At 63.9% G+C, this 17,564-nt stretch carries 17 protein-coding genes and 1 riboswitch; of the genes, 9 read left to right on the top strand and 8 right to left on the bottom strand.

The features are described from left to right. Positions 1-12: 12 nt before the first annotated feature. The 6 genes from cobJ to Q0899_RS16250 form a co-directional block, all read right to left on the bottom strand. Positions 13-1,800 (bottom strand): precorrin-3B C(17)-methyltransferase, encoded by a 1,788-nt coding sequence (cobJ, locus tag Q0899_RS16275; protein ID WP_299194170.1) that lies wholly within the window; start codon positions 1,798-1,800, stop codon positions 13-15. Next, positions 1,791-2,492 carry a precorrin-2 C(20)-methyltransferase gene (gene cobI / locus Q0899_RS16270; protein ID WP_299195395.1) on the bottom strand — a complete coding sequence of 234 codons (702 nt, stop codon included), beginning with the start codon at positions 2,490-2,492 and terminating at the stop codon, positions 1,791-1,793. Before cobI ends, cobJ begins: the two co-directional genes overlap by 10 nt. After that, on the bottom strand, positions 2,489-3,709 hold the full coding sequence (gene cbiE / locus Q0899_RS16265; RefSeq protein WP_299194168.1) for a precorrin-6y C5,15-methyltransferase (decarboxylating) subunit CbiE: 1,221 nt from the start codon (positions 3,707-3,709) through the stop codon (positions 2,489-2,491). Before cbiE ends, cobI begins: the two co-directional genes overlap by 4 nt. Positions 3,710-3,777: 68 nt before the next feature. Then, a complete protein-coding gene (locus Q0899_RS16260; RefSeq protein WP_298295721.1) occupies positions 3,778-4,419 on the bottom strand; it encodes a precorrin-8X methylmutase in 642 nt (213 codons plus the stop codon). Positions 4,420-4,472: 53 nt separating this feature from the next. Continuing rightward, the gene (locus Q0899_RS16255; protein WP_299194165.1) at positions 4,473-5,678 is read right to left on the bottom strand and encodes a sirohydrochlorin chelatase; all 1,206 of its coding nucleotides are present in this window, start codon (positions 5,676-5,678) and stop codon (positions 4,473-4,475) included. After that, positions 5,675-5,908, bottom strand: a complete 234-nt coding sequence (locus tag Q0899_RS16250) for a DUF6732 family protein (RefSeq protein ID WP_299194163.1) — start codon at positions 5,906-5,908, stop codon at positions 5,675-5,677. The genes Q0899_RS16255 and Q0899_RS16250 overlap by 4 nt, the downstream gene beginning before the upstream one ends. Positions 5,909-6,200: 292 nt before the next feature. Between Q0899_RS16250 and Q0899_RS16245 the strand changes: the two genes are divergently transcribed. Then, positions 6,201-7,175, top strand: coding sequence for a glutathione S-transferase family protein (locus Q0899_RS16245; RefSeq protein ID WP_299194161.1), 975 nt, complete (start codon positions 6,201-6,203; stop codon positions 7,173-7,175). A 107-nt stretch (positions 7,176-7,282) separates the two neighbouring features. After that, positions 7,283-8,386: an acetoin utilization protein AcuC gene (locus tag Q0899_RS16240; RefSeq protein ID WP_299194159.1), complete on the top strand. Its 1,104-nt coding sequence runs from the start codon at positions 7,283-7,285 to the stop codon at positions 8,384-8,386. A 21-nt stretch (positions 8,387-8,407) separates the two neighbouring features. On the opposite strand, the gene Q0899_RS16235 is transcribed toward Q0899_RS16240, so the two are convergent. After that, the gene (locus tag Q0899_RS16235; protein ID WP_298295712.1) at positions 8,408-8,764 is read right to left on the bottom strand and encodes a response regulator; all 357 of its coding nucleotides are present in this window, start codon (positions 8,762-8,764) and stop codon (positions 8,408-8,410) included. A 188-nt stretch (positions 8,765-8,952) separates the two neighbouring features. Between Q0899_RS16235 and Q0899_RS16230 the strand changes: the two genes are divergently transcribed. The 5 genes from Q0899_RS16230 (at position 8,953) to Q0899_RS16210 (ending at position 12,823) form a co-directional block, all read left to right on the top strand. Continuing rightward, a complete protein-coding gene (locus tag Q0899_RS16230; RefSeq protein ID WP_299194156.1) occupies positions 8,953-9,339 on the top strand; it encodes a DUF1636 domain-containing protein in 387 nt (128 codons plus the stop codon). Next, positions 9,332-10,333 (top strand): threonine-phosphate decarboxylase, encoded by a 1,002-nt coding sequence (locus tag Q0899_RS16225; protein WP_299194154.1) that lies wholly within the window; start codon positions 9,332-9,334, stop codon positions 10,331-10,333. Before Q0899_RS16230 ends, Q0899_RS16225 begins: the two co-directional genes overlap by 8 nt. Beyond that, the gene (gene cbiB, locus Q0899_RS16220; RefSeq protein WP_299194152.1) at positions 10,330-11,232 is read left to right on the top strand and encodes an adenosylcobinamide-phosphate synthase CbiB; all 903 of its coding nucleotides are present in this window, start codon (positions 10,330-10,332) and stop codon (positions 11,230-11,232) included. The genes Q0899_RS16225 and cbiB overlap by 4 nt, the downstream gene beginning before the upstream one ends. A gap of 17 nt (positions 11,233-11,249) precedes the next feature. Continuing rightward, positions 11,250-12,419 carry a lytic murein transglycosylase gene (locus Q0899_RS16215; protein WP_298295704.1) on the top strand — a complete coding sequence of 390 codons (1,170 nt, stop codon included), beginning with the start codon at positions 11,250-11,252 and terminating at the stop codon, positions 12,417-12,419. Between the two features lie 65 nt (positions 12,420-12,484). Then, entirely contained in the window at positions 12,485-12,823 is a 339-nt protein-coding gene (locus Q0899_RS16210; protein WP_298295702.1) for an H-NS histone family protein, read from the top strand. Between the two features lie 51 nt (positions 12,824-12,874). Here the strand turns inward: Q0899_RS16210 and smc are convergent, their stop codons facing one another. After that, on the bottom strand, positions 12,875-16,330 hold the full coding sequence (gene smc, locus Q0899_RS16205; protein WP_299194149.1) for a chromosome segregation protein SMC: 3,456 nt from the start codon (positions 16,328-16,330) through the stop codon (positions 12,875-12,877). Between the two features lie 192 nt (positions 16,331-16,522). Here smc and Q0899_RS16200 point away from each other — a divergent pair, with 192 nt between their 5' ends. Further along, positions 16,523-17,068, top strand: a complete 546-nt coding sequence (locus Q0899_RS16200; protein WP_298360431.1) for a methyltransferase domain-containing protein — start codon at positions 16,523-16,525, stop codon at positions 17,066-17,068. Between the two features lie 48 nt (positions 17,069-17,116). Continuing rightward, positions 17,117-17,338, top strand: a riboswitch (cobalamin riboswitch). 35 nt (positions 17,339-17,373) lie between these two features. Next, the gene (locus Q0899_RS16195) at positions 17,374-17,562 is read left to right on the top strand and encodes a CbtB domain-containing protein (RefSeq protein WP_298295696.1); all 189 of its coding nucleotides are present in this window, start codon (positions 17,374-17,376) and stop codon (positions 17,560-17,562) included. Positions 17,563-17,564 lie beyond the last annotated feature (2 nt).

Below are 17,564 nucleotides of genomic sequence, written 5' to 3'. Positions count from 1 at the left end.
GTCGTACCTCCCTCACGCCAAATCCCCATCAATCTTGCGCGCATAACCACGCGGTGTGTACATGCGCGGCCCCTCGCCCAGCTGCGCAAGTTTGGAATGTGAGGATCCCACCAAAACCACAGTCAGCATGTCCACCTCATCAACCTCCAACTCGCTCAGCTTGCGATACCGCACGTGCTCCTCGGGCCGCCCCAGAGAGCTCGCCAACATCACTGGCGTATCTGCGGGCCGGTGCTGCAACAAAATGTCCCGCGCTTCCGCCAACAACGTTCGGCGGCGCATAGACACCGGGTTGTAAAAGGCGATGACGAAATCGCCTTTTGCCGCTGCATGCAGCCGTTTCACAATGTCTTCGCGGGGGGTTAACAGGTCGGACAAGGAAATCGCGCAGAAGTCGTGCCCCAACGGAGCCCCGGCTCGCGCAGCCGCGCCTTGCAAAGCCGACACGCCGGGGGTGGAGACGACCTCCACCCGGTGCGCGGCATCGCTGACGCCCATCTCGTCCGGCGCGCGGTCCAGCAGCTCGAACACCAACGCGCCCATCGCGTAAATGCCTGCGTCGCCTGAACAAATCAGGGCAACATTCTTGCCCAGCGCCGCCTGCTCCAATGCGTAGCGGCAACGGTCCTCTTCACCACCAAGCGGGAAGTCGGACCGCGTTTTGCCGTAAGCCAGCGGCCCCAACAGGTCGATGTACAGCCCGTAGCCTACCAGCTCTTCGGCGTCCTGCACCAGTTTGGACGCCTCAGGCGTGCGCCACGAATGCTGGCCCGGGCCAATGCCGATGATCGACAGTTTGCCGCGCGACCGGCCTTTTAACTCGGTAAGCGGCTCGGCGGCGATTGACAGCGCGCAGGTGGCGTTCCTGGTTTTGCGCTTGGCCACCAACACCGTGCCACCTGATTGCGCCAAGGCCGCAGTCTCTGACACCGAATGGGTGCCGACCTCGGCAAACACCACGTCAGAGGGGTTGGCGACTTGCGGGGTGAGTGCATCCAGCTCGGACGCCGTGAAGAGGCGAAGCGGGCGATTGAGTATTTTTGCCAAAACGAAACAGGCAGGCTCGTCGGCCTTCAGGTCGATTGTGTTGACGGAGTGGATGGCCCCTGCGGCGAGGCCTGCTTCTGAAAGGGTTTGCTCCACCAATGCCTGCAGCTCTTCGGGCGGGCAGTTGCGGGCACAGCCGACGCCAAGGGTCAGGCGTTGAGGGTGGAATTGCAGGTCAGCGCCGCTGGGCGCGATCCCGGCGCTGATGGTAACCGCGTCGCCCCTTGGCAGATCGGACAACCACGGCGCATCGCCCTCAATCCGTGCGCCTGCACCGGACAAAAGCTGCGCCATGACCTCTTTCGCGGCCTCCGGGTTGGCCAGACGCCAGCCCACGGGTGGCTCGTCCAGAGCCACGCCAAGCGCCACATCACCAGCCGTTGTCACAGCCGCAACCGACTGTAATCCTTCAGCAATCTGTGTCGCCAAGCGGTTGGCCCCACGATGACCGCCAAGCAGCGGCACCACAACTGCGCCATCGTCGGAGACGGAAAGAACCGGCGGCTCGGCTGTCTTGTCGGCCAGCAACGGAGCAACCGCGCGGATCAGGATGCCGGAGGCGCAGACGCCGATCACGGGCGTGCCAGCGGCGAACAGGGTGCGGGCGTGATCAAGCGCGTTTGCGAAGAACACATCGGCCTGATCAACGCGGGCCTCGCGGCCATGCACGGGGGCATTCAGCAGCTTGGCGATGCGGTGCGCCGTGGCCTCGCCCGCGCGGTTGAGGCAGAGGACTGCCGGAGCTAGAGCCATGGATCGGCCCCTTTCGTGAGAAGGATCATGGAAAAATACGGTGCCTTTTCAGGGGCTTGGGCGAGCGGCAGCACCACCTCTTCGGGCAAGGTGGCGCGTTCGACATACGTTGCCTGATCGGTCAGGCCCAGCGCATGGATGACGGCTCTGATCTTGGGCAGGTGGCGGCCAACCTTCATGATGACGACGCTTTCCGCGCCCTCGATGCGGGTCTTCAGCTCGGCTTCGGGCAGAGGGCCGGGCAGCACGGTGAGGCGTTCGTTGCGGGCCGCCAAGGGCATGCCCGCACGGGTGGCGCAGGCGGTGATGGAGGTGACGCCGGGGATGACCTCGACGTTGAAATCAGAAATTAACCGGGCGTTAAGATACATGAAGGAGCCGTAAAAGAACGGATCGCCCTCGCAAAGACAGACGACATTTTCGCCTGTTTCCAGGACCTTAGCGATCTCCGCCGCGCCTGCGTCATAGGCGTCCTGAGCGGGTTGGCGTTCGGTCGTCATGGGCACGTCCATGCGAATTTCGCGCGTGCCGGGTTTGATCAGGTCTTTCGCGATCGCCCGCGCGAAGCTGTCGCCACCGGCCAACGTCGGGTAGGCGATGGTGGTCGCGGCCTCTATAAGGCGTGCGGCTTTCAAAGTGATTAACTCCGGGTCGCCGGGGCCCAGACCGATGCCGTAAAGCGTGCCCGTCATCGCTTCACCAGGCTCCATTGGGTGACGGTCATGGCGGGACGCCAGCCGGTCAAGCGACCCACGGGTTCGGCACGCTCAACACCGATTTTGACCAGCTGGCCCCCGTGTTTTTTGTGCAGCGCGATGAGCAGCGCCTCGCTTTCCAGCGTCACGGCATTGGCCACCAGACGGCCCAGAGGACGCAGGTTTTTCCAAGCAATATCAAAGGTCTCGCTGCTAAGACCCCCGCCAATGAAGATCGCATCCGGCGCGTCGAGACCGTCGAGCGCTGCGGGGACCTCGCCGTCGATGAGTTGCAGTTTCGGTGCGCCCAGCGCGAGCGCATTCTCGGCAGCCATAGCGCGTCTGTCGGCGCGGGGTTCAATGCCAATGGCGCGGGCATAGCGTGCGGCGCGCATCCATTCGATGGCCACAGAACCAGAGCCTGCGCCGATATCCCACAACAACGCGCCGCGCATGGGCATGAGTTTTGCAAGGGTGGCGGCCCTAACCTCTTGTTTTGTCATGGTTCCGTCGGATTGAAACAGATCATCCGAGAGGCCCGGGACGCGGGGTAGAAGCGCTGCGTCGGGGGCGGCGATGCAGTTGACGGCAAGGGTGTTGAAGGCGGGGACCTCGTGCGTCCAGCTGTCTGCAAGCCCTTCAAAACGTTGCTCTTTTTCGCCACCCATATTGGCGAGGACCGTCATTTCGGACCCGCCGAAGCCGCGCTCGGTCAGGAAATTGGCGATTTGGGCGGGGGTCTCGGCACCGGTGGTCAGGATGATAAGCTTTTGATCTGGCTGGATAAAAGCGACCATCTGGTGCACGGGGCGGCCGTGGACGGTGAGGGTTTCGACGTCAGCGAGGCTCCAGCCCATGCGAGCGGCGGTCAGCTGGAAAGCGGAAAGTTGCGGGTGGTAGACGATCTGCGACGGGTCAATCGCGCGCCCGATGCGCGCGCCGACGGAAAACCAGAGCGGGTCACCAGTAGCCAGGATCACCACGCGTTTGCCTTTGAATTCATTCAGTTTTTCGATGAGCGAGTCGAAAGGTGACGGCCACGCGACGCGGGTTGCGGTGACGCTGTCTGAGAGCTGGTGGTGGCGGTCACCGCCGACGATAATCTCGGCAGCTTCGACCACGGCGCGGGTGGCGGGGGTGAGGCCGTCCATGCCGTCCTCCCCTATGCCAACAATGTGGAGCCAGGGCGCGTTAACCAATGTCTGATCTCCCATATTCCGGCGTACACCGCGCGTACACACCCTGTACACAGGCTGTACATACATGTGTCTGCGGGCGGGCGTTAACCATGTGACACCTCCGGCAGGCCTGCGGCGAGTGCGTTGACTGCCGCCGAGGCTATCGCCGAGCCGCCTTTGCGGCCCTTCAGCGCCACGAAGTCGCAGCCGCGCGGGTTGGCAGCAAGTTCGGCCTTGGACTCGGCGGCCCCGACAAAGCCCACAGGGAAGCCGAGGATCACGGCGGGCTTCGGGAAGCCCTGGTCGATCAGATCGAGGAGGTGAAACAAAGCGGTCGGCGCGTTCCCGATGGCGACGACGGCGCCTTCGAGATGCGGCTGCCACAGCTCGACCGCCGCGGCCGACCTTGTGTTGCCGATCTGCTTGGCCCGGTCCGGCACGGATGGGTCGTTTAGGGTGACGATAACCTCGTTTTCTGCTGGCAGGTAGCGGCGGATGATGCCCGCGCCGACCATTTCGCAATCGCACAGGATCGGCGCGCCGTTTTGCAGCGCGGCGTAGCCTTTGAGATAGGCGGTGTCCGAGAAGGCCAGACGGTCGGCGATTTCGACCATGCCGCAGGCGTGGATGACGCGGGTGGCGAGGCGGTCGAGCCCGTTTGGGAACCGCGCGAGATTGGCCTCAGCCTGCACGGTGGCGAAGCTGGCCTTGTAAATCTCGGCTGGGTTTTTCTCGTAGGGTCTCATGGGTGCGCCTGACTGGGGCCGTGGGGTTTGAGTATTTTTGCCAAAACGAAGCGTTAGGCTTTTGCCTTGCGGGCGCTTTCGGGGCCGTGGGGGTGTTTGGCATGTGGATAGGGGGCGTGGTGGTGATGGTCGTGGTCGTGCGCATGGCTGTGGTCATGGCCGTGGTGGTGATGATGGTGGTGGTGGTCCTGCATTTCCAAGCGGCAGACGCCGGTGCAGAACGTGTCGCAATGGGTGCAATCTGCGACGTTGGACCCCGGCGCAGACGCGCCTTGGCCTTCGACGTGGTGGTGATGGGATTCCTGGATAGCGCCGACCTCGGCCTCAAAACCGAGGACCTGCGTGCGGTATTTGCACAAGACGCATGTGGGGGGCGGCGTGTCGGCGAAGGCCGGGTGATTGCGCTGGTCGGGCGTGATGTGGCGGTGTTCGCCATTGTCGAAGGCCAAGACCTGTTCCCGGTAGCCGCAGATGCCGCAATTGGGGGGCGGGTTGGCGCCCATCTGCTCGGTCACGCGTTCGGCGAAGGTTTCAAGCACCTTTGCGTGGTCGTTGAGGTAACCCGCTTTGACGAATTCGATGTCTGTATGTTCCGCGGCGACTTGGTCGGTGAAGCCGTAGATGCGGTCGATCAGGATGCCGGTGAACAGGAAATAGGGGAAAACGATGATGCGTTTGTAACCCAGCTTGGCCGCGTGTTGCAGGCAAGGCTCCACCAGCGGGAAGGTGACGCCGGAATAGCCTGTTTCGACCCAGCCGAAGCCCATGCCTTCATGCAGCATGCGGGCGATTTTGGCGACATTGCCATTGGCGTCGGGGTCGGACGCGCCGCGACCGATGACGACGAGGCAGGTGTCATCGTTTGCGACATGTTGTGTGGCATTGGCCTTGTCGACCGCGTCCTGGATGCGGGCCCCGGCGGCGGCGATCATTTTTGGGTCGACGCCGAGTTCGCGGCCGTAGCTGATCTCGATCCCGTGTTTGGCGGCGTAGGTGTTCAGGACGGTGGGGATGTCATTCTTGGAGTGCATGGCGGCAAAGAGCATGCCTGGGACGGCAAGGATCTTGTCGCAGCCCGCTTCGCGCAGGGTGTCGAGGCCGTCGCGGATCACCGGGTTGGCGAATTCGAGGTAGCCGTATTCGACCAGCCAATCGTCGGGGAAATAGGCGGGCAGCTTTTCGGCGAGGACGGAGAATTGGTCCACGGCGGCTTGGGAGCGTGAGCCGTGGCCGCAGATCATGACACCTGTTTTGCTCATGCCGGTTCCTCTTCGCCGTCTTCCTCGGCCTCTTCCGCCGGTTCCGCCTTCGGGTCCTTCTTGCCCTTCAGCGCGCCCCACAGCCCGATGCCGACCGCCGCGCCGATGGCGATGCCCGCGATCCAGTGGCCATGGCCTGCTGCCTCGCCGATATGGCCGACATGGGCCATTGCGGGGGTGGCGGACAGAGCAGTGGAGGCAAGCAGCAAACGGGTCATCACATTGGCCATCGGGGCACCTTTCTTCAACTTCAATTGGGGAGAGGTGCCGCGAACGGCCCGTGGGACGATGCAACCGGTGGACCCCCTATTTGGGTCGATCCGAAGGCCGCCAACCTCTCTGGGGCCAAGCGGCCCCTCGTCTGAGTCGCAGATGTACAGATGTGCCGCGCGGGCCGCAATGGGGGAAGCGGCGGCGGAGGGCCCAATTGCGGCACGCGCAGTTTCTGTGCGGAAGCATGGAGGTGACTTGGGCGGGGCGGCTTTGCTAGGGGTTGCCCGACGCAGACGAAGGAGAGACGCGATGGGCCTGTTGGTGAACGGCGAGTGGAAAGACCAGTGGTATGACACCAAGTCTTCGGGCGGGGCGTTCAAACGCTCTACCGCCGGGTTTCGCAACTGGATTATCGCAGACGGATCAGCCGGGCCGTCGGGTGACGGCGGGTTTGCCGCTGAGGCGGGACGGTATCATCTCTATGTGTCTTACGCCTGCCCTTGGGCGCATCGCACGCTGATCTTTCGCAAGCTCAAAGGGCTGGAAGGGCTGATTGACGTCTCTGCCGTGCATCCCGACATGCTGGGCGACGGCTGGACGTTTGAGACGGATGATCAGGGGGCCACGGGGGACCAGCTTTATGGCCTGCCCTTTGCGCGCGACATATATACCAAGGCGGACCCTACCGTGTCAGGCCGCGTGACAGTGCCGATCCTGTGGGACAAACAGCGCGAGACGATTGTGAGCAACGAAAGCTCGGAGATCATCCGCATGTTCAACGCGGCCTTTGACGGACTGACGGGGAATGATCTGGATTTCTGGCCGGAGGCCTTGCGCGACGCGATTGCGCCGGTGAATGACCGGATTTACGACACTTTGAACAATGGCGTTTACAAGTCGGGCTTTGCGACCTCGCAGGACGCCTATGACGCCGCTGTGGGACCGCTGTTCGACACGCTGGACTGGCTGGAGGAGCGGTTGAATGAGAACCGCTACCTGATGGGCGACGCGCTGACGGAGGCCGATTGGCGGCTGTTCACCACGTTGGTGCGGTTTGACCCGGTCTATCACCTGCATTTCAAATGCAACCGCAAACGGATCGTGGATTACCCCAACCTGTGGGGCTACACCCGCGAGCTGTTCCAGACGGAGGGGATCGCCGAGACGGTGAATTTCGACCATATCGTGCGGCATTACCACTACAGCCACGAGAGCATTAACCCGCATCGGATCATCCCGACCAATCCGGTGCTGGACTGGAATGCCGCGCACGGGCGGGGATAAGGTCCTGACGCGGAATGCGGGCCACAGGCCGCAACGGTTTCAGTATTGCAAAATACTTGGCTCCAATCCGGTTGCGCCGTGCTATCCAGCCGGCAAAGGACCTCTGAATGACGACAAAACCTTTGCTTTTGGGCAGCGACATTTTTGGCCACACCGGGCGCGCATCCGGCCACCCGCTGGCCTGGCCGAAAACCGCGCCGACCCTGGATGTGATCCGAAGCCTGGACTGGTTTGACCCTGAGCAGTACTTGACCGGCTCGAAAGCCTTTCCCCGCAGGCTACGGGCGTTTCACGACCAGGGCTATATTGACGCGGCCTATGACGCCGAAGCGCGGCAGGAGGTCCCCCCAGACATCCGCCTGAAATACGGGCTTGGCAGCGGGGACAACCCGATCTTCCCCGGGGTCATCGAGCGGGCGGCGACCGCCTGTGGCGTCGCCCTGAAGGCCGCCGACCTGCTGGTGGACGGGGGCGTGGTCCACAGCCCGCTTGGCGGCGCGCATCACGTGCAACCCGCCCGCGCCGCCGGCTTTGGCTATTTCAACGACCTGGTCCTTGGCATATTGGCCCTGCGCGACGCTGGCCTGACCCGCATTGCCTATATTGACCTGGACGCCCATCACGGCGACGGGGTCGAGGCCGCCTTTGCCTTTGACCGGAATGTTTTGACCCTTTCCATCCATGAGGAAAACTGCTGGCCCTTCAGCGGGACTGAGAGCGACCCGTCCTACCGCGTATACAACTATTGCGTCCCGCCCGCCTTCAACGATAGCGAGATGGCCCATCTGGTCCGCCACGCCATCTGCCCCATTGTGGAAGAGTTTGCCCCGGAGGCGATTGTCATTCAGGCCGGCGCGGATTCGCTGGAAGACGACCTGATGATGAAATTGGGGCTGTCAAACCGCGCCTACTTTGACACGATAGACACGCTTCGCCACATGGCGCCCCGCATCTGGGTGACGGGCGGAGGCGGATACAACCCCTGGGCCGTTGCCCGCTGCTGGGCGGGCATCTGGTGCGTGCTGAATGACCGTGACCCGGGCGGCGCGCCTGCCGTCGCGGGTGAGCAAGGCATCATCGACGGCGTTCTGCAATGGCCCACGGTCTGCGTCCCGCCAGAGAACTGGCTTTCGACCCTTGCCGACGACCCGCGCCCCGGGGACATCCGCGACAGCGTCAAGCAGGCGACCAAGACGTTGCTTCATAGCTAGAACAGGCGCGGCCCCGCCCTTTCAGCGGGCATGGTGTTCGACCAAGGCGGCCATGTCTCCGGGGGGGACCGTGCTGGGGATCAGTGCACAAGCGTTAGACATGTAGCGGAAGATCGACCCGTCGGAGAAGAAGCTGGACGACGTCACAAAGATGACCTTGCACAGCGGGTAGCGGTAGTTGGCGTAGTCCGCGACCGCCATTGCGCTGCCATCCGCCAAATCCAAATTCAGCACCAGGATGTCGTAGGCGGTATTCTGCAGCGCCTCGACCCCATCGGTCTGCCCATGGGCAACGCTGACGAGCGCGCCGAGCCGCTGGATATGGTTGCGCCATATCTGACCCAGGGACGGGTCTCTTTCGACAATTAGAACTCTCATTGAACGTCCGACCTTTCTTTGGGGCCGGTACACTTCCCCTAGTAGCTGACCCAACAGTGCGCCCCTATTGTTAATAAACGGTAAATTTCAGCGGTTTGCCTTGCGGCGGCGGCGCGATCTTGCTTCTGTGCCCCGAATCCGATTTGTGGGCACAACCCGGCGCCCATCGCCCTGCGAAAGAGACCCCTATGACCAGCCTGATCACCATCTGCGACACCTGCAAACGCTCGGACTGGGAGGAGCGTGGGGCCGAGGTCACCGACGGCGAGGTGTTCGCCGACTTGATCGAAGCCGCCGCCAGGGGCGTGGAGGGCGTCGAAACCCGCCGCCATTCCTGCCTCATGGGCTGCGCGCGCGGCTGCAACGTGGCCATTCAGGGCGCGGGCAAGCTGAACTACACGCTGGGCGAATTTGAAGCGACCGCCGACGCCGCTGCTGGCATTGTGGGCTACGCCGCGCTGCACGCGCAAAGCGAAACCGGGCAGGTCCCCTACCGCCAATGGCCGCAAGAGGTGAAAGGGCATTTCGTGACCCGCCACCCGCCCATGCCCGCCGACCTGTCCAAAGATGACTGAGACCCGCGACCACGGCGGCGGGCTGGATGGTGCGGTTGCCGCCTTCGGAGGGCAGCGATCCGGCTGGGCCGACCTGTCGACCGGCATCAATCCGGTGCCCTACCCGGTGGGTGACATCGCCATGGACGCATGGACCGCCTTGCCCGACCGCACCGCCCAGGACCGGCTGATTGCAGCGGCGCGACGGTTCTGGAACGTGCCCGATGGGGCATCCGTTGTCGCGGCCCCCGGGGCCTCCGCCCTGATTGCGCGCATGCCGGAGCTGACGGATTACTCCGGGGCCTACATCCCCGGCCCCACCTATAACGAGCACGCCGCCGCCTTCGCCGCCGCGTTGAAGCTGGACGGCACCGAGGACCCGGACGCGCCGACCCACGTCTATGTGCACCCCAACAACCCGACCGGACAGTTTTGGGACGCGACCATTTTTGGCGACCAACCCCTCACGATTGTTGACGAAAGCTTCTGCGACGTGTCCCCTGATGCCAGCCACATCGCACGGGCCACGGACCCGGGCGTGGTGGTGCTGAAAAGCTTCGGCAAGTTCTGGGGGCTGGCAGGCCTTCGGCTGGGCTTTGCCATTGCCGCGCCGGCGACGCTGGCGCCCGTCGATGTGCTGGAACTTGGCGACGGTACGTCGGAGGTGATCCCCCGCGCCAGCATGGAAGACATGCTGGGACCGTGGGCCGTTTCCGGCCCCGCGTTGGAGATCGCGGCACGGGCGCTGGAGGATGATGACTGGGCTGACGCAACGCGGGCGCGCCTGTCTGAAGACGCCGACCGGTTGGACGGGTTGATGGCGCGGGCCGGGGCCACGGTTGTGGGCGGCACGACGCTGTTTCGGCTGTATGACGTTGGCGACGCGGGCGCATGGCAGGACCGGCTTGCCAAGGGCCATGTCTGGTCGCGCATATTCCCCTATTCCGGCAGCTGGCTGCGGCTCGGCCTGCCCGCCCCGGATCAGTGGGAGCAGCTTGAGGCCGCTTTGGCATGACGCTGGCCGCCGCAATGCTGCTGGACGCCCTGTTGGGGGAGCCGAAATGGCTCTGGGATCGCGCCCCACACCCCGCCGTCCTTATCGGCCGCCTGATCGCGTGGCTGGAAGTCCGTATGAACACCGGCGCACGGCGCGCCATGGGCGCGGTGATGGTTGCGGCCTTGGTTTTGGGCGCATGGCTGATCGGCGCGGTGATTGCCGCCCTGCCCTTTGGTTGGCTTTGGTCGCTTTTTCTGACGGCCATCTTACTGGCGCAACGCAGCCTTGCCGACCATGTGCGCGATGTCGGCAACGCGCTGCGCCTGAGCCTTGGGGATGGCCGCGCCGCCGTGGCCAAGATTGTGGGCCGCGACACGCGCGGTATGGACGGGTCGGCTGTGGCGCGATCCGCCATTGAAAGCGGGGCCGAAAACCTCAGCGACGGGGTGATCGCTCCGGCGTTCTGGTTTTTGGTGGCGGGGCTGCCCGGCATATTTATCTACAAGGCCATCAACACCGCCGACAGCATGGTGGGCTACCGCAACCACCGCTACGAGGAATTTGGCTGGGCGTCGGCAAAGCTCGATGACGCGGTCAACTGGATACCCGCGAGGCTGACGGCGGCGTTGATCGTTGCCGCCCATATGCGTTGGGACGTCTGGGCCGTGGTGCGCCGTGACGCAGGGCTTCACCGGTCCCCCAACGCAGGCTGGCCGGAGGCCGCCATGGCCGGCGTGCTGGGCACCGCCCTGTCCGGGCCCCGCAGCTATGACGGCGAGATGCGGGATTTCCCCTTTGTTTACCCCGAGGGACGGCATCAGGTGACCGCCAATGACATAGATGCCTGCGTTTCCGTGCTTTGGCGGGCGTGGGCGCTATGTCTGGGGTTGGTCGTCGTGGCGGCTGTGCTGTTTTGAAGGGAAGGAGACGCAGGATGCGTGGTTTGGTTTTGGGATGCGTATTGGCGGCCTTGCCTGTGGGGGCGGTCGCGCAATCTTGCGGCGGCAGCTTTTCGGGCTTCCTGTCGCAGCTGAAATCCGAGGCCGTAGCCAAAGGCCATCCGACCGCACAGGTCAACGCATTCTTCCAAGGCGTGCGCCAAGACCCCAAAGTGATCAAGGCCGACCGGTCGCAAGGCGTCTTTAAGAAGGGCTTTACCGAGTTCGCCCGCGCGGTGATCAGCAAGGGCCGTGTTAACAAGGGGCGCGCCAATGCGCAGAAATACGCCTCGGTCTTTCGCCGGGCGCAACAGGAATATGGCATCCCGCCGGGGGTGCTGCTGGCGTTTTGGGCGTTGGAGACCGATTACGGGTCCTTCCAGGGCAACTTCAACACGCTGAACGCGCTGGTCACGCTGAGCCATGATTGCCGCCGCCCCGAATTGTTCCGCCCGCAGGTCTTCGCCGCGCTGGAGCTTTTTGAGCGTGGCGGGTTTGACCCGCGCACCACCACCGGTGCCTGGGCGGGGGAGATCGGCATGGTGCAAATGCTGCCCGAAGACATCATCCGGCACGGAGTTGACGCCGATGGCAACGGGCGGGTCGACCTGAAAGGCTCGCCGCCGGATGCGCTGTTGTCGGGGGCCAAGATGCTGCGTTCCTTCGGCTGGCAGCCGGGGCAGCCATGGCTGCAGGAGGTGGTGGTGCCCGCGCAAATGGATTGGTCCAAAACCGGGCTTGGCACCACCTTGCCCGTGGGCCAATGGGCGCAGATGGGTGTGAAGCCGCGCGGCGGGGCATTTCTGGGCGGCGGCCAGGCCTCCATCCTGCTGCCGCAGGGCCGCAAGGGGCCCGCCTTCATCGCCTACCCCAATTTTCGCGTCTATTTCGACTGGAACCAAAGCTTCACCTACGTCACCACCGCTGCCTATTTCGCCACGCGGCTGTCCGGCGCCCCGGTCTTCGACCCAGGCTCGCCGGAACCGGGCCTGAACGACGCCCAGATGCGGCAGCTGCAAAAGAAGCTGGCACAACGGGGGTACGACGTTGGCAAGATCGACGGCATCCTCGGCGCGGGCACCCGGGCGGCGGTGCAGGCGGAACAACAACGGCTGGGTCTGCCGGCGGATGCCTGGCCCACCGCCGGTTTGCTGCAAAGACTGTAACCCCTTGGCGTTGCAAGGCTAAACAGGTATGAACGCACATCTTTTAGTTGGGGAGCTAAATCGAAATGGCCAAAATTGACCTGAAACCGTTGTCGCTGAAAGACCTTCAGGCGCTGCGGAAACGCATCGACACCGCTATTGCGCGGCATGACAAGAAGCAAAAAGCCAAGGCGCTCGCCGCCGTGAAGGCGAAAGCGAAGGAGCTTGGCTTCTCGCTGTCCGAATTGACGGGCGGGGCGAAAGCGGCGGGGTCAAAGCCGAAGAAGGCCGCAAAAGCCAAGCCAAAGGTGACGCACCGCGATCCCGCGAATGCGGCCAACACCTGGGGCGGGCGGGGCCCGCGCCCTGCATGGTTGAAAGAGGCAATTGCCAAGGGCAAATCGCCGGACGATTTCAAGATTTAGCGCAGCCTACGGGATGGCGGGAGGGGCGTCGGCGCAGCCGCGCGTCTGCCGTCATGCCACCAATTGCTCGGCCTTCTTCAGATCGACCGAGACAAGCTGAGACACGCCCAGCTCGGCCATCGTCACCCCGAACAGGCGGTCCATACGTGCCATGGTCACGGCGTGGTGGGTGATAATCAGGAACCGCGTGTTGGTCCGCCGCGTCATTTCGTCCAGCAGGTCGCAGAAGCGGGTGACGTTGGCGTCGTCCAGCGGCGCGTCGACCTCGTCCAGCACACAGATCGGGGCAGGGTTTGCAAGGAACACCGCGAAGATCAGCGCAAGCGCGGTCAGCGTTTGCTCACCGCCCGAAAGCAGCGACAGCGTGCTCAGCTTCTTGCCCGGTGGCTGGCACATGATCTCCAATCCGGCCTCCAGCGGGTCATCGGATTCCACCATCACCAGCTTGGCCTCGCCGCCGCCAAACAGGTGTTTGAACAAGGTGGCAAAGCTGCCATTCACTTCCTCAAACGCAGTCAAGAGCCGCTCCCGCCCTTCCTTGTTCAATGATGCGATACCGGTGCGCAATTTGCCAATCGCGTCATGCAGGTCGATCTTTTCCTTCTCCAACCCGTCATGCTCTTCCTGAACCTCGCGCGCGTCTTCTTCGGCCCGCAGGTTCACCGCCCCCAGCGCGTCGCGCTGCCGTTTCAGGCGGTTCACGTCATTCTCGATCTTTTCGGATGCCGGCATCTTCTCCGGGTCGGCATCAAGCGTTTCAAGAAGCGCCTCCGGCGTGGTCTCCATCTCCTCACGGATGCGCTCAACGGCGTAGCTCACCGTCTCCTTCGCCGCGTCCGCACGCGCCTCAGACCGCGCCCGCGCCTCGCGCGCCTCTGATGCGTTGCGCTCCGCCTCGCGTTCCGTCTGCACCGCCTCGCGCAGAATGGTTTCGGCCTCAGCCAGCTTGTCAGCAGCGGCGCGACGCCGCGTTTCCGCCTCATCAATCGCGCTGCCCAGCTCTTCGCGTTTGGCCGCAATCTCGTCAGGGGTGGAGGACGCCTCTTTCAGCTCCGCCTCGCTGGTCACTTTGCGCTCTTCCAGCTCCGCGATGCGCTTCTCTGCCGTGGCCAGGCGATGCTTCCAGCCGCTGATCTCGGTGGTGATTTCTTGGCTGCGTTTCAGCCGCGCCTCACCCTCCCGGCGCAATTCATCATGCGCGGACCTTTTCGCCAGCATCGTCATCCGCGCGGCTTCCACGGTCATCTTGACGTCTTCGATTTGCGCGCGCGCCGCGTCCAGATCGCCCAGATCGGCGACGCCCTTCTCGGCCTCCTGCAGCCGCTGCCGCGCGGCCATTGCTTCCTCTTCATAGCGGGTCACGGCCAGCCCAAGCGTTTCCTGCTTGCCCTGCGCCATGGACTGCTCACCCTCGGCGCGGCTGAGCGCGCGGGCGGCATCTGCCATGCGCCGGTCCGCATCGCGGCGGGCTTCACGTGCCGCGCGGTCTTGCGCGGTCAAATCCTCAAGCTGCTTGATCAGGTGTTCATGCGCCGCCCGCGCGCCGTCGGCGGCGGCCGAGACCCGCTCCACCCCCTGCTTCAACTCTTCCAACCGGTTGAGCTGCTGCAGACGCAAGGCGGCAGAGCTTGGCGCGTCTTCCGCATCGGTCCTGAACCCGTCCCAGCGCCACAGATCGCCCTCGACCGAGACCAGACGCTGCCCGGGATAGAGCTCTTTTTGCAGCCGCGGCCCTGCCTCCGCGTCAACAAGCCCGACCTGGCTCATGCGGCGGGCCAGAACATCGGGGATCGTTACAAATTCCGTCAGCGCCTTCACGCCCGATGGCAGCCGCTGCGCCTCGTCATAATCGGGCAGCAGCGCCCAGCCGGTGGGTTCGTCCGGTTCGATCTGCGGGGCGCGCAGGTCGTCGGACAACGCCGCGCCCAGGGCCTTCTCAAACCCGGATCTCACCTGCACCGCGTCCAGCAATTGCTTGCCATCCGCCGTGTCGCGTTCCACCAGCTTGGCCAATGCCGTGGCTTCCGCGCGCAAGGCATTCGCTTCGCCCTCAGCCTCAGACCGCTGCGCCCGTGCAGTTTCTTCCCGCGTCTGTGCCTCGCCACGTTCGACGTCAATCTTGGCCAGGGCGGCATCCGCCTGCTCGGCCAATCCGGCCGCTTCGGTCGAGGCCACCTGTGCCGCCGCCAAATCCGCGGCCGCTTTGGTCACCGTCTCGGCCGCCTCATCCACGGCGGAGCGCGCCTTTTCGGCCTCGCCCTCATACCGCTCAAGCGTTTTGGTGGCGTCTTCCATCAGGCGATGGGCCGACTGATGCCGCGCGGCCAACCGTGCGACATCCTCGGTCTGCTCGGACAGGGCGGTTTCCCGATCCGACAAGACATTCGCAGCTTCGCGCGCGTCGGTGCCCGCCTGATCCAGCTTGTCGGTGTGGCCCGCCGACGCTTTGGTCAGCTCTTTCTCTTCCCATTCCAGCCGCTCGATCGTTTCACCGGCATCCTTGTTCAGGGACGCCTCGCGTTCAATATCGTTGCCCAGCTGCGCAATGCGTCCGGTCAGCGTTTCTATTGTGCGCTTGGCCTGCGCTTCCTGATCGGTCAGCGTGTCGCGCTGCACCACAAGGCGTTGCAGGATGGCTGCGGCGACCGCCTCCTCTTCGCGCAGGGGCGGCAGCGCGCCTTCCTGTGTCTCACGCAGCTTGGCGGCCTCGCGGGCCTGACGTTCTGATTGCGCGGCCACCTGTGTGCGTTCGGTCAACTCCGCGCCGGTCGCCGCCCGTGCTTCATCCGCCTCTTTCCAGCGGCGGTACAAAAGCAACCCTTCAGAGCGACGCAATTCATCGCCGATCTCGCGGTAGCGTGCCGCTTGTCGCGCCTGGCGGGCCAGTTGCGCCAATTGCGCCGCCAATTGTTCCAGAACGTCCTCGACGCGCGCCAGATTGGTTTCCGCGCCGTTCAGCTTCAGCTCCGCCTCGTGCCGACGCTGGTACAGCCCCGAAATGCCAGCCGCTTCCTCCAAAATGCGTCGCCGCGCTTTGGGGCGGGCGTTGATCAGCTCGGATATCTGGCCTTGGCGGACCAGCGCGGGCGAATGCGCCCCGGTGGAGGCATCGGCGAACAGCATCTGCACATCGCGCGCCCGCACGTCCTTGCCGTTGGTTTTGTAGGCCGAGCCCGCGTCGCGGGTGATCCGACGGATGATTTCGAGATTGTCGAGGTCGTTGAACCCAGCGGGGGCCAGCCGCTCCGCGTTGTCGATCTGCAGGGACACTTCCGCGAAGTTGCGCGCGGGCCGCGACATGGCACCGGCAAAGATCACATCCTCCATGCCCGAGCCGCGCATGGACTTGGCGCGGTTCTCACCCATCACCCAGCGCAATGCCTCCAGCAGGTTGGACTTGCCGCACCCGTTTGGCCCGACCACGCCGGTCAGCCCGTCAGCAATGATCAGCTCCGTGGGGTCCACGAAGCTTTTGAAGCCGTTCAGTCTGAGTTTCGAAAAGCGCAAATGCCTGCTGCCCCATTGGAATCGGGTTCTGGTTGGCTGATTGTTTTGATCAGGCCCCTGTGAGTCAACGCAAAAACCCCAGATATGGGCGGATACCCCATGTTATCCACAGGATGTTGGGCTTTTCCTTGGGTCACGCATTGCGTATCACGGGTCCAGAACTGCCACATCTCCCACGGAAGGCCACCCGATATGTATGAAAAGCTCCACCTTGGTTGCGGGGTCAAACACCTGCCCGGCTATTTCCACGTCGACGCGCTGGACTACCCGCACGTGGACAAAATCGGCCCCGTGGATGATCTCAGCTTCATCGAGGATGGGCAGGTCGGCCATATCTACGCCTGCCACCTGCTGGAGCATTTCGGGCGCAAGGAACATGTCGACGTGCTGCGCGAATGGCGCCGCGTCCTGCGCCCCGGCGGCGTGCTGCGGTTGGCCGTTCCGGACTACCAAGCCTGCGCCGAGCTGTATGTGGCTGGCAAACTGCCCAACGGGTTGGAGACCATCCGCGGCCTGATGATGGGCGGCCAACGCGACGTCTACGACTACCACAAGGTGATCTTCGACAAGCCGACGCTGACGCAAACCCTGCTGGATGTGGGCTTTTCGTCGGTGCGAGACTGGGACTGGCAAACCACCGACCACGCCCATATGGACGACTATTCCCAGGCCTACCTGCCCCATATGGACAAGGAGAACGGGCGGCTGGTGTCGTTGAACCTTGAAGGCGTCGCGTAAACCGCCCGGTTTGTCGGAATCCGTCTTGACCCTTCGGGCCTGCGCGGCGCATGGTCTTCCTTGCATGGTTCCCCGTGGGCGCAAAGCGTAGCGGGGAAAAATGGGAATACGGTGCGCGTGACCCAAACAGGGACGCAATGCCGGAGCCGCCCCCGCGACTGTAAGCGGAGAGTGCCAGCCAACGACGCCACTGAGGGGAAACCCTTGGGAAGGCAGGCCAAGCACCTCGACCCGCGAGCCAGGAGACCAGCCTTGCGTTTTGAAACCCACGAGCCGTCGGGGTGACGGTGATAGGAGACGACAAAATGAAAAAGAACGCACAAGCAATCGCTGCAACCCAGTCAAATGCCGCCAGCAACGCGGATATGATGGGCATTGCCGGCGCGGTCCTGTTGGGCCTCGTCCTGCTGTTCGCCGCTGGATTCGCCCAAGCTGGCGTCCTGCATGACACTGCACACGACATGCGCCACGCCATGTCGTTCCCCTGCCACTAAGC

The sequence above is a fragment of the uncultured Litoreibacter sp. genome (assembly GCF_947501785.1).
Lineage (GTDB): Bacteria > Pseudomonadota > Alphaproteobacteria > Rhodobacterales > Rhodobacteraceae > Litoreibacter.
This window is presented reverse-complemented; position numbering and strand designations above follow the sequence as displayed.